This is a genomic window from Mycobacterium celatum (assembly GCF_002101595.1).
GTDB classification, from domain to species: domain Bacteria; phylum Actinomycetota; class Actinomycetes; order Mycobacteriales; family Mycobacteriaceae; genus Mycobacterium; species Mycobacterium celatum.
In genome coordinates, this window is the sequence record NZ_LQOM01000014.1 from 47558 (window position 1) to 59844 (window position 12287).

General features: G+C 68.7%; 9 protein-coding genes and 1 pseudogene. 3 read left to right on the forward strand and 7 right to left on the reverse strand.

The window, feature by feature from the left end:
* The first annotated feature begins 7 nt into the window (after nucleotides 1-7).
* The 3 genes and pseudogenes from AWB95_RS02540 to AWB95_RS02550 all read left to right on the forward strand — a co-directional run bounded on the left by AWB95_RS02540 (nucleotide 8) and on the right by AWB95_RS02550 (nucleotide 5977).
* Nucleotides 8-2198: pseudogene (locus AWB95_RS02540) on the forward strand (CaiB/BaiF CoA-transferase family protein).
* A gap of 87 nt (nucleotides 2199-2285) precedes the next feature.
* Complete coding sequence (locus AWB95_RS02545; protein ID WP_062538852.1) at nucleotides 2286-3761, forward strand: acetyl-CoA acetyltransferase; 1476 nt, start codon at nucleotides 2286-2288, stop codon at nucleotides 3759-3761.
* Between the two features lie 98 nt (nucleotides 3762-3859).
* Nucleotides 3860-5977, forward strand: coding sequence for an NAD-dependent epimerase/dehydratase family protein (locus tag AWB95_RS02550; protein ID WP_062538853.1), 2118 nt, complete (start codon nucleotides 3860-3862; stop codon nucleotides 5975-5977).
* On the opposite strand, the gene AWB95_RS02555 is transcribed toward AWB95_RS02550, so the two are convergent.
* From AWB95_RS02555 to AWB95_RS02585, 7 genes are read right to left on the reverse strand one after another with little or no spacing between them, the layout of a single operon-like run.
* Nucleotides 5970-7202 carry an NAD(P)/FAD-dependent oxidoreductase gene (locus AWB95_RS02555; RefSeq protein WP_062538858.1) on the reverse strand — a complete coding sequence of 411 codons (1233 nt, stop codon included), beginning with the start codon at nucleotides 7200-7202 and terminating at the stop codon, nucleotides 5970-5972. The two genes, AWB95_RS02550 and AWB95_RS02555, sit on opposite strands and share 8 nt — an antisense overlap.
* A 24-nt stretch (nucleotides 7203-7226) precedes the next feature.
* On the reverse strand, nucleotides 7227-7952 hold the full coding sequence (locus tag AWB95_RS02560) for a DUF72 domain-containing protein (protein ID WP_062538854.1): 726 nt from the start codon (nucleotides 7950-7952) through the stop codon (nucleotides 7227-7229).
* Nucleotides 7953-7959: 7 nt separating this feature from the next.
* On the reverse strand, nucleotides 7960-8595 hold the full coding sequence (locus tag AWB95_RS02565; RefSeq protein ID WP_062538855.1) for a hypothetical protein: 636 nt from the start codon (nucleotides 8593-8595) through the stop codon (nucleotides 7960-7962).
* A gap of 41 nt (nucleotides 8596-8636) precedes the next feature.
* On the reverse strand, nucleotides 8637-8969 hold the full coding sequence (locus tag AWB95_RS02570; protein ID WP_062538856.1) for a TfoX/Sxy family protein: 333 nt from the start codon (nucleotides 8967-8969) through the stop codon (nucleotides 8637-8639).
* A 5-nt stretch (nucleotides 8970-8974) separates the two neighbouring features.
* The gene (locus AWB95_RS02575) at nucleotides 8975-9355 is read right to left on the reverse strand and encodes a nitroreductase/quinone reductase family protein (protein WP_099539455.1); all 381 of its coding nucleotides are present in this window, start codon (nucleotides 9353-9355) and stop codon (nucleotides 8975-8977) included.
* 11 nt (nucleotides 9356-9366) lie between these two features.
* On the reverse strand, nucleotides 9367-11685 hold the full coding sequence (gene lon, locus AWB95_RS02580; RefSeq protein ID WP_085167600.1) for an endopeptidase La: 2319 nt from the start codon (nucleotides 11683-11685) through the stop codon (nucleotides 9367-9369).
* A gap of 28 nt (nucleotides 11686-11713) precedes the next feature.
* Entirely contained in the window at nucleotides 11714-12280 is a 567-nt protein-coding gene (locus tag AWB95_RS02585; protein ID WP_062540996.1) for a CGNR zinc finger domain-containing protein, read from the reverse strand.
* Nucleotides 12281-12287: the final 7 nt, after the last annotated feature.

Here is a 12287-nt window from a genome sequence, read left to right on the forward strand (position 1 = left end):
TCAAGCCATGGTCGAGACCCCCCTGGCGTCGCTGCGGGTGCTCGACCTCGCCGGAGACGACACCGACGCGGTGTGCCGGATATTCGCCGACCTCGGTGCCGACGTGCTCAAGGTCGAACCGCCCGGCGGCAGCCCGGCGCGGCGCCGACTGCCGTCGCTCGATGGTCAGAGCCTGCCGTTCGCGCTGCACAACGCCAACAAACGCAGCACCGTGCTCAACCCGAACGACGCAGCGGACCGCGCCCGCTTCCCCGAACTGGCGGCCGGTGCCGACATCGTCGTCGACAGCGGGCAAGCCGCTGGGTACGGAATGTCGTGCATTGAGCTGGCCGACCGCTATCCGCAGCTGGTGGTGTTGTCGATCAGCGACTTCGGTGCGACGGGCCCGCGGTCGTCGTGGCGGGCCACCGACCCGGTCTTCTACGCGCTGTCGGGTTCGCTGTCGCGCTCGGGTCCGACCACCGGGACACCGGTGTTGCCGCCAGACGGCATCGCGTCGGCCACCGCGGCCGTGCAAGCCGCGTGGGCCGCGCTCGTCGCTTACTACAACCGGTTACGTTGCGGCACAGGCGATTACATTGACTTCTCCCGGTTCGATGCCGTCGTCATGGCCCTCGACCCGGCCTTCGGCACGCACGGGCAGGCCGCGGCCGGTATCCGCCGCCCCGACCGGTGGCGGGGACGACCGCGCAACCAGGACGCCTACCCGATCTATGCCTGCAAGGACGGCTATGTCCGGATCTGTGTGATGTCGCCGCGGCAGTGGCGCGGCCTGCGGCGCTGGCTGGGGGAGCCGGAGGAGTTCTGCGACCCGCGCTACGACGTGATCGGCGCGCGGTTCGCCGCCTGGCCGCAGATCAGCGTACTGATCGAGAAGTTGTTCGCCGGCCAGACGATGAAGGAGCTGGTGTCGGCCGGACAAGCCAACGGTGTGCCGATCGCCGCCGTGCTGTCGCCGGCGCAAATCCTTGCCTCCGAACATTTCCAAGCGGTCGGTGCGATCACCGAAACAGAACTCGTCCCCGGCGTGCACACCACAATTCCGGTCGGCTACTTCTCAGTCGACGGACAGCACACCGGTTTTCGCGCACCCGCTCCCGCGCTAGGGCGCGACGACGCGTCCTGGCAAGCCGATCGGGCAGCCGACACCCCACGCCGAAAGACCACCCTTCCGTTCGACGGGCTGCGGATCGTCGACCTCGGCATCATCGTCGCCGGCGGCGAATGCAGCCGGCTGTTCGCCGATCTGGGCGCCGAGGTCATCAAGGTGGAAAGCGCCGCCTATCCGGACGGATTGCGCCAGGCCCGCGCCGGCGAGGCGATGAGCGAGTCGTTCGCCTGGGCACACCGCAACAACCTGGGACTCGGTCTGGATCTGCGCAGCGCGGCGGGCAAACAACTCTTCGGCCGGCTGGTCGCGAACGCCGACGCGGTGTTCGCCAACTTCAAGCCGGGAACCCTTGCCGCCCTTGGGTTTCCATACGACACGCTGCGTGACATCAATCCGCGGATCGTGCTCGCCGAGAGCAGCGCGTTCGGTGACACCGGCCCGTGGAGCACCCGGATGGGCTACGGCCCACTGGTGCGCGCTACCACCGGGGTCACCAAGCTGTGGACGTCCGAGGAAGCCGCCGCGGACGCGTCGCGGCATCCGTTCTACGACGCGACGACGATCTTCCCGGACCACGTGGTCGGGCGGATCACCGCAATAGGGGCGCTGGCGGCGCTGATCCACCGCGACCGCACCGGTTCCGGTAGCCGCGTGCATGTTTCGCAGGCGGAGGCCGTTGTCAACCAACTCGACACCTTGTATGTCGCCGAGGCCGCACGCGCGGCCGGTCGAGGCGAGGTGCGCGACGATCTCGGACTGGACCCGCACGCGCACCCCCGGGCAGGTCGCAGAAGCGCTGCAGTCGGCCGGAGTTCCCGCCGGCGCGATGAACCGCCCGCCCGACGTTCTCGAAGACCCGCAGCTGTTGCACCGAAAGTTGTTCAGCGACATGTCCCATCCGCTGTTCGACCATCCGTTGCCGGCCGAAACCGGCCCGGCGCTGTTTCGCCACATCCCGCCGGCACCGCAGCGGCCCGCGCCGCTGCCCGGTCAGGACACTCGCGAGATCTGCCGCAAGGTGCTGCAGATGAGCAGCGAGGAAGCCGAACAGCTGATCGGCGACGGCGTGCTGTTCGCCTCCATTTAGACTCTTCCGCGAGCGTGCACAAATGTACGGCAGTTACGGCGCGTCGCCGTCCAAACGCACGCTCGCACTCGTGAAAGGTTCTCACGCATGCCCGTCGACCCGCGGACACCGGTGCTGATCGGCTACGGCCAGGTCAACCAGTTCGAGGACAACCCCGACATCGAACCCGTCGACCTGATGGTCGCCGCCGCGCGCGAGGCCGCCGACCAGCGTGTGCTCGAGGCGGTCGACTCTGTGCGGGTGGTGAACCTGCTGTCCGCGCGCTACCGCGACCCCGGCCTGCTGCTCGCGCAGCGCGTCGGCGCCGACAGCCCGGCCACCCGCTACAGCGGCGTGGGCGGCAATGTGCCGCAGACACTGGTGAACCGGGCCTGCCTGGACATCCAGCAAGGGCATGCCGACGTGGTGCTGGTGGCGGGCGGCGAAACCTGGCGCACCAGGATGCAGTTGAAGGCGCAGGGCCGCCGGTTGACCTGGACCGAGCAAGACGAATCGGTTCCGATCGCGCCGGGCGGCGACGAGAACGTCCCGATGGCCGGGTCGGCCGAGGAGCGCATCGAGCTCGCCCGTCCGGCTCATGTCTATCCGCTATTCGAACAGGCGTTGCGGATCAGCACCGGCGAGCCGATCGAGGACCACCGCAGGCGCATCGGTGAACTGTGGGCGCGGTTCAACGCCGTTGCCGTGGACAATCCGCACGCCTGGATCCGCAAACCCCTTGCAGCCGAGGACATTTGGCAGACCGGTCCGGCCAACCGGATGATCAGCTGGCCCTACACCAAGCTGATGAACTCCAACAACATGGTCGATCAGGGCGCCGCGCTGGTCCTGGCCTCGGCGAATGCCGCGGCGCGACTGCAAGTACCCACCGAACACTGGGTGTACCCGTACGCCGGCACCGATGCGCACGACACCTACGCGATCAGCGAGCGTGCCGAACTGCATCGCTGCCCGGCAATCCGGATCGGCGGTGCCCGCGCGCTGGAACTGGCCGGGTTCGGCATCGACGACGTCGACTACGTCGACCTGTATTCGTGCTTTCCGTCCGCGGTGCAGATCGCGGCCACCGAACTCGGCCTGCCGGTCGACGACCCGAGCCGGCCGCTGACCGTGACCGGCGGGCTGACGTTCGCCGGCGGACCGTGGAGCAACTACGTCACGCACTCGATTGCGACGATGGCCGAAGTGCTGATCGCAAACCCCGGGCGGCGCGGCCTGATCACCGCCAACGGCGGCTATCTGACCAAGCACAGCTTCGGCGTGTACGGCACCGAGCCGCCGGCATCGCAATTCCGTTGGGAAGACGTGCAATCCGTTGTCGATCGGGAGCCGACCCGACCCGCAGTGGTCGAATGGGACGGCGTCGGCACCGTCGAATCCTGGACCACGCCGTTCGACCGGGACGGCCGCCCGGAGAAGGCGTTCCTGGCGGTTCGCACGCCTGAAGAGTCGCGCACGCTTGCCGTGATCCCCGATGCGGCGGCGGCCGAGGCGACCGTGCACGACGACATCGGTGGCGCCAAGGTCAGGGTCCGCCCCGATGGCACCGCCACTCTGCGCTAGGTACAACTAGGTAACAGAATCGACGTTAGGGTCAAAAGCTTCCTGGGAACCCTCCCCGCGCGCCTATTGTCGGGGTAGACACCGGGGAGGTGAGCAGTATGCGGATCCTGGTCACCGGAGTCACCGGGATGGTGGGTCGCACACTGGCCCGGCAGTTGATTGCCGCCGGACACGCGGTCAGTGGCATCGCGCGACATCCTCATGACAACCTGGACCCCGAGGTCGATTTTCTTTGTGGACGGCTCGGCGGGCCGGTATTGCAGCAGCTCGCCGACGAGTCACATGTGGTGGTGCATCTCGCCCCGGTCGATCCCACCGCGCCCGGCACCGCAGGCATCAACGGGCTGGTGCATGTCGCGCACGCGGCCGCGCGTGCCGGCGCCCGGTTGATTTTCGTATCGCAGGCCGCCGGCGAGCCCGAGCTGTACCAACAGGCCGAGAAGCTGGTGTCCACCGGCTGGGCGCCGAGCCTGATCGTCCGGGTGGCGCCACTCATGGGCCGCCAGCTCGATTGGGCGGTGTGCCGCACGGTGGCCACTCTGATTCGCGGCAAGGAGTCGCTGCGGCCGGTGCGGCTGCTGCACGTCGATGACCTGGTCCGTTTCCTGGTGGTCGCGGTCGCGGCCAATACCACCGGCGTGGTGGATGTCGCGACCCCGGACACCACCAACACGGTGGTCGCGCGACACCTGCTGCGCGCCGCCGACCAGCGACCCCGCCCGCATCGGCTCCCCACCTGGACAGAGCTGACGCCGGACATGGATCTCGCTGCGATGCAAGAAGACTGGCAGTTCGAGCCGGGCTGGTCGGCCGCCGATGCGCTCGCCGATACGGCGCGCGGCCTCTGCGGTCGCAAGCTCGACGCCGGGGGTGCCGTCGACCTTCCCGGTCATCTGCCGTTGCCCTGTGAGCCGGTGCCGCGCTCCGGGCCGCCCGACGGAACACCGCTGCAGTGCGCGGCGCCCGACGGGCTGGAAGGCGAATTCGACGACCGGATCGATCCCCGGTTCCCGGTCTTCGCCGCGTCGACGCTGGCCGAGGCTCTGCCGGGCCCGTTGACCCCGATGACGCTCGACGTCCAATTGTCGGGCCTGCGGATGGCCAACCGGGTGATGGGTCAGGTGATGGCGCTGGGCGGTGTGATGGCCGCTGAGTGGGGCAGCCGCGCCATCGCGATGTTCGGCCATCGGCCCTACGTCGGGGTATCGGCGGGCGTGATCGCGGCCGGCCAGCTGCCCGGCTGGGACGAGAGCGCGGTTCTGCAGCATTCGCTGGGCGACACCCCGGTCGGCGAACTGTTGCCGCTGGGCCGTCCACGACTGGCCGGTGGGCTGCTGGGATCGGCGGCCAAGGCCGTCGTCGTGAGCCGGGCAGTGGCCCTGCTGCGCCATCTGAAAGCCGACACGCAGGCCTACAGCACGGCGGCGACGGCCGAGCATCTCGACGCCACGCACCTGGCCTCGTTGTCCGAGGCTGCCCTGCAGGCACGGATTTGCCTGCTACGCGACCGGATTCACCAGGGCTGGCGGCTGACCGCGCTCTGGCTGATCGACAGCGGCGTCACCGCGGCGGCGCTGGAGCGCACCGACTCTCACGCCCCCGTGCCGGGCGTCGAGGCGCTGATGGACAGCGGACGCATCGCGAATGAGACCGCTGCCCTGGAGGCGGTGCTGCGGCGCGACCCGCGGGTATGCGCACTGGCGGCGAAGGGCGATCTCGACAGCGTGCGTGCGCTGTCGCTGAGTGCTTCGGCCGAGATCAAGGCGGTGATGGCCCGGATTTCCCACCGGGGGCCCGGCGACGCCGAACTGGCAAACCCCGTGTTCGGCGACGATCCGGCCATGTTGCTCATTGCCACCGCACGTGCCGCGGCGGCGCCGATCGGTGCCGCGTCGCCACCGGACGTATTCGCAGAAACACTTCCGGAGCGGATGGCTGCCAACGCCCGGTCATCCCGAGAGCTGGCGCACGACACCACCATGCGGTTCACCCATGAATTGCGAATGACCTTGCGCGAGTTCGGGTCTCGACGACTGGCGGCTGACCTCATCGACGCGGTGGACGACGTGTATCACCTGACCTGCGACGAACTGCTCACCATGCCGGGCGACGCCCGGCTGCGGATCAAACGACGGCGCACCGAGCGAGAACGGCTGCAGGCGCTTGAATTACCAGCCGTCATCGACCACAGCTGGCGGCCGCTCGGCGTCAGCTGACCGCGTCGCTAAGCGGAGCCTGCGGATCGGCCAGCCGGTCGGGGTCGACCGGCTTCTGCGAGCGGATCAGCGTTTTGACGTCGTCGAGCACGTCCCAGATGTTGACGTTCATTCCGGCCAGCACCCGGTTGTCGGCGTCCAGCCAGAAGGCGACGAACTCGCGGCCGTCGACGTCGCCACGGAACACCACCCGGTCGTAGCTCGGTGCGTAGCCAACGTATTCCATGCCGAGGTCGTACTGGTCGGTGAAGAAGTACGGCAGCTCGGCGTATTCACCTGGCTTTCCGAGCATTCCGTCGACGGCTACCGCGGGCTGCTTGAGCGCGTTGGCCCAGTGCTCGGTGCGAATGCGGGTGCGGTACAGCGGATGCTCGGCGGCGGCGATGTCGCCGACGGCGTAGATGTCGGCGTCGCTGCTGCGCAACGATGCGTCGACCAGCACGCCGCCGTCACCCATCGACAAGCCGGCTTCCTGCGCCAGTTCGATGTTCGGCTGGGCACCGACGGCTACCAGCACAGCATCGGCGCCAACCGTCGACCCGTCGGCCAGTCGCAGGCCGGTGGCCTTGCCGTCTGCGGTCGTGACCTCCTGGACCTGGGTCTGCAACCGCAGATCGACACCGTGGTCACGGTGCAGCGCGGCGAACACTGTGCCGACCTCTTCACCGAGCGCGGCCAGCAGCGGCAGTTTCGCGGTCTCGACCACGGTGACGTCGACGCCGCGCTGCCGGGCGCTGGCGGCCACCTCCAGGCCGATCCACCCGGCGCCTACCACTGCGAGCGACGACCCTTCGGCCAGAACGGAATTCAGCGCCGACGCGTCTTCGAACGTTCGCAGATAGTGCACGCCGGCGGCGTCGGCGCCGGGTATCGGCAAACGCCGGGACCGCGACCCGGTGGCCAGCAAGAGTTTGTCGTAGCCGACGGTGCTGTCGTCCCCGAGACCGACGCTGTGCGCGGAAGCGTCGACCGCGACGGCCCTGGCGCCCAGTCGCAGATCGATGTCGCGGTCGCCGTACCAAGCCGACTCGTGCACGGTGAAATCGGTGAGCGATGTCTTGCCGGCCAAAAACTCCTTCGACAACGGTGGTCGCTCGTAGGGCAGGTGTTCTTCTTCGGCGACCAGGACGATATGGCCGTCGAAGCCTTTGTCGCGCAAGGCTTCTGCGGCTTTAGCGCCGGCAAGTCCGCCCCCGACGATGACGAATGTGGTTGAGCTGGCCATGGCGTCCACCCTACTCGGCTGCAGTCAGCGCAAAAGATCCTTGAGGAAAAGCGCATTGCGCACGGCGTGGCCGTGCGGGTCGTTGTTGAAGTACATCCAGACATCGCGGCCTTCGCCGTCCCAGTCGGCGATCCGCTCGGCCCAGCGCCGCAGCTCGTCGTCCGGGTAGGAGCCGGCGTACATCGAATCCGGATCCGGGCCGTGCATCCGGATGTACACAAAATCGGTGGTGGCGCGGGGGATACACGCCAGTCCGGCGCCGCTCATCACCACATAGGCGGCATTGCGTCGTTCCAGCAGCGCATACACGGCGGCGTCGTTCCAGGACGGGTGGCGCAACTCGACGGCCACGCGTATCCATATCGGCACGCTCGCCAGAAAGGAGTCGAGCCGCTCGTCGTCGCGGCGCTGCTCGGGATGCAGCTGAACCAGCAGCACACCGCGCCGATCACCCAGTGTCTGCCAACAGCGTTCGAACCGCTCGATCCACGGCTCCGGCGAGGACAGCCGGCGATAGTGAGTCAGGCCGCGATGCGCTTTCACCGACATCGCGAACCCGTCCGGCAGCTGCCGGCGCCACCCGTCGAACGTCGAATCCTTGGGCCAGCGATAGAAACTGGCGTTCAGCTCGACAGTGTCGAACACCTCGATGTAGCGGGCCAACCGCCGTGCCGAGGGCAGGCCCGGCGGGTAGAGCACGTCGGCCCAGTGGTCGTAGGACCATCCGGAGGTGCCGATCCGTATCGTCACCGGCGGCTCAACCGGTCACCTGCCGCCGGATGTCGGCGTCCAGGGAGGCCCGCACCAAAGCCGCGGCCAGGCGTGCGTTGGCGCGCGGCGCCAGCGAACCGAGTTCTTTGGGATCGGCGGGCAGATCCAGTTTCTTGGCCGCGCCGATCGCCCGCTCGTCGAAATACGGTCGCGCCCAAGTCCAGACGTCCTGCACCTCGCGCAGGAAGATGTCGGCGCCGGTGGCACCGATGCCGTTGAACTGCTTGAGCAGGCCGGCGGCCGCGCGTACGTCGTGGTCGCTGCGGCGGGCCAGTTCGCGCAGATCACCGGAGTATTCGTCGCGGACCCGCTCGGCCATGTCGGTGAGCCGGGTGGCTGAGCTCTCGTCGTACCGCACGTAGTGGGCGCGACCGAACGCGGCGATCATCGTGCGCCGGTTCGACGCCAACACGGCGTTCGGCGTTCGCACGCCCTCGTTGAACAGTTCGCGTCCGGCGCGCATCGCGATCGACGCGTCGATCGGCTTGCTGGCCAGCATGCACAGCACCAGGAGCTGAAAAAGTGGCATCGGCTTGTCGGCGATCCGGACCCCCGCCTCGGCGGCGTATGTGGTGCCCGCGGCCTTCAGCAGCCGTCGGACCGCCTGTGCGTGCTTGTCCATACCGCACGGTGTACCCGTTTAGGGTCGAGCGGACGCGCCGGTTACTTCGGCGGCAGCCCGCGCACGTAGTCCACGCTGCGCCTCACCCAACTTTGCAGCTGGCGTTTGGTTTTCACCCCTTCGAGGTCCACCCGAAGCCAGCCGCGCATGTCGCGGCCGCCCATCACCATCGGGCTGAGGTGGGCGCGGGCGAGCAGTTTGTCGGTGTCGGTAGGCGGCACCCGCACCAACAGCCCGCCCTGCCCGCTGGCGGCGACGGTCATGTGCCCGCCGATCAGGAACGCCAGGCCGCCGAACATCCGTTTCTCCTCGACGCCCCGAAGCGGCCCCAGCACTTCGCGGATGCGCTCGACCAGCTCGGTGTCGTAGCCCACCGCGGTCAGTCCAAGTCGACCCGAATGGTCAGTAGGTCGCTGCCCACCGCACGGACGACGGCGCTGTTGAGCGCCGGCAGGCTGCGCAGCCGCGCCTTCGCGTCGTCGTCGGGCAGCAAGTGGGCGGTTCCGGTGCGCCACCGGCCGCGTACCCGTACTCGCACTGCAGGATTGGCTTTGATATTGCGGACGTAGTCCGAACGCTCGCCGTGCTCGGACACCATCCAGAACTGGTTGTCGACCACACGCCCGCCGACCGCGGTGCGCCGCGGATGGCCGGACTTGCGGCCGATGGTTTCCAGCATGGTCACCGGCAGCTTCCGGCCGACCGGGTTGACGACGAGGCGTTGCGTGCCATGCACCAGGCGTTGTTTGACGTTGCTCACGCTCGCGAACGTTACGCCGCTGCCAGCGCCGCATCTGCCGGTTCCAGCGCCTGCGCGACGATGTCGGCGACGTCGGTCATCGGCTTGACCTCCAGCACCTCGAGCACCTCGGCGGGCACGTCATCGAGGTCGGGCTCGTTGCGCGCCGGGACGAACACCGTCGACAACCCGGCGCGCTGGGCGGCCAGCAGCTTCTGCTTGAGGCCGCCGATCGGCAGCACCCGGCCGTTCAGTGTCACCTCGCCGGTCATCCCGACGTCGGCCCGGACCTGACGCCCGGTGGCCATCGACACCAGCGCCGTCACCATCGTCACGCCGGCGGACGGCCCGTCCTTGGGCACCGCACCCGCGGGGACGTGCACGTGGATGCGCCGGTCCAGCGCCGCCGGGTCGACGCCCAGCTCCGCGGCGTGCGAGCGCACATACGACAGCGCGATCTGCGCGGATTCCTTCATCACGTCGCCGAGCTGACCTGTCAGCTGCAGCCCGGGTTCGCCGTCGTTGGCGCTGGCCTCGATGTAGAGCACGTCGCCGCCCAGACCCGTCACGGCCAGGCCGGTCGCCACGCCCGGCACCGCGGTACGTTCGGCCGACTCCGGGGTGAACCGCGGCCGGCCCAGATATTCGACCAAGTCCGGCTCGTCGACGACCACCGGCGCGGGCTCGTCCGCCAATCGAGTCGTGACCTTGCGCAGCGCCTTGGCCAGCAGCCGCTCGAACTGCCGCATGCCGGGTTCCCGGGTGTAGTCGGCGGCGATCTTGCGCAGCGCCGCGTCGGTGACGGTGACCTCGTCGGCGGTCAGCCCGGCCCGTTCGCGCTGCCGGGGCAGCAGAAAGTCGCGGGCGATGGCCACCTTGTCGTCCTCGGTGTAGCCGTCGATAGCCACCAGTTCCATCCGGTCCAGCAGCGCCGACGGGATGTTTTCGACGACGTTGGCGGTCGCCAGGAACACCACGTCGGACAGGTCCAGATCCAGATCGAGGTAGTGGTCGCGGAACGTGTGGTTCTGCGCAGGGTCCAGCACCTCGAGCAACGCGGCCGCCGGGTCGCCGCGGAAGTCGGAGCCCACCTTGTCGATTTCGTCAAGCAGCACAACGGGATTCATCGACCCGGCTTCGCCGATCGCGCGCACGATCCGGCCGGGCAGCGCCCCCACGTAGGTGCGCCGGTGGCCGCGGATCTCGGCCTCGTCGCGCACGCCGCCCAGGGCAACGCGCACAAATCGACGGCCCAGTGCCCTGGCGACGCTCTCGCCCAGCGACGTCTTGCCGACACCGGGCGGGCCGGCCAGCACCATCACCGCGCCGGAGCCGCGCCCGCCGACGATCTGCAGCCCGCGCTGGGCGCGACGCGCCCGCACCGCCAGGTACTCGACGATGCGGTCCTTGACGTCGTCCAGGCCGTGGTGGTCGGCGTCCAGGATCTCCCGCGCGGCCGTCAAGTCGGTGGAGTCCTCGGTCTTCACGTTCCAGGGCAGGTCGAGCACGGTGTCCAGCCAGGTGCGGATCCAGCCGCCCTCGGGACTTTGTTCGCTGGCGCGTTCCAGCTTGCCGACCTCCCGCAGCGCGGCTTCGCGCACCTTCTCCGGCAGGTCGGCTGCCTCGATGCGGGCCCGGTAATCGTCGGAGCCCTCGGGTTCGTCTTCGCCGAGCTCCTTGCGGATCGCGGCCAGTTGCTGACGCAGCAGGAACTCCTTCTGCTGCTTCTCCATGCCGGTCCGCACGTCCTCGGCGATCTTGTCGTTCACCTCGACCTCGGCGAGGTGGTCGCTGGTCCAGTCGATCAGCACGCGCAGCCGCTGGGCCACGTCCTCGGTTTCCAGGAGCTGGCGCTTCTGCACGTCGGTCAGATACGACGCATAGCCGGACGTGTCGGCCAGCGCCGACGGGTCGGTGATGCGGTTGACCACGTCGACGATCTGCCACGCCTCGCGGCGCTGCAGCATCGCCAGCAGCAACTTCTTGTATTCGGCGGCCAGCGCGCGGGTCTCGTCGTCGGGCTCGGCCTCGACGACCTCGGTCACCTCCACCCACAGCGCCGTGCCCGGGCCAGCCGCACCGGCCCCGATGTGCGCCCGCCGCTCGCCGCGCACCACCGCCGCGGTCCCGCCGCCGGCAATGCGGCCGACCTGCAGAATCGTCGCCAATACCCCGTGGGAGGGGTAGCGGTCGTCCAGCCTGGGAGCGATCAGCAGCTTGCCCGACTCGCTGGCACGGGCGGCGTCGACGGCCGCCCGAGCGGCGTCGTCGAGCGCGATCGGCACCACCATGCCGGGCAGCACGATGGGGTCGCTGACAAACAAAACGGGCACTGATCTGGCTTCAGCCATCAATCCTCCAAAGTTAAGCCTGCAGCGCTCAACCTTGGTCGGACGGCATTTGTTCCCGGCTGCGCTGACGGGCGCGGAAGGCTTGCACCTTGGCGCGGTTACCGCAGGTGCTCATCCCGCACCACTGCCTGGTCTTGGCCCGCGACGAATCGAGGTACAGACGCGTGCAGCCCGGATGGGCGCAGCGTTTGACGTTGTCGATATCGGCGCCCGCGACCAGCTCGAGCAGGTCCGCGGCCAGAGTGGCGAGCAGTTGGGATGCAGTGCCGTCGCGGCGAACGGACCCGGTTCGGAGCAATCGTGGCGTGAGCTGGGGGCGGCACGCGCACTCGTTGAGCAGGTTGACGTCGGCGAGCGTGGGCCGACGTCCCTCGATCCGGGCGATCACGGTCCGGTAGATGGCTTCGCGCAGCGCCAGGGCGGTCGCGAGATCTTTGTCGGTGATGTCGATGGCAGCGTCCAGCAGCCCGGCCTGAATTGCCCAGTCCGACAGCAGCTTCGGGTGCGTCAGCAGTTCTTCGGGTGCCGAATCGCGACGCTTCACGGTGCCCGCGAAGTCCAGGCAGTGGCGCTTGCCCAGGTAGACGAACTTCACGAGTAAC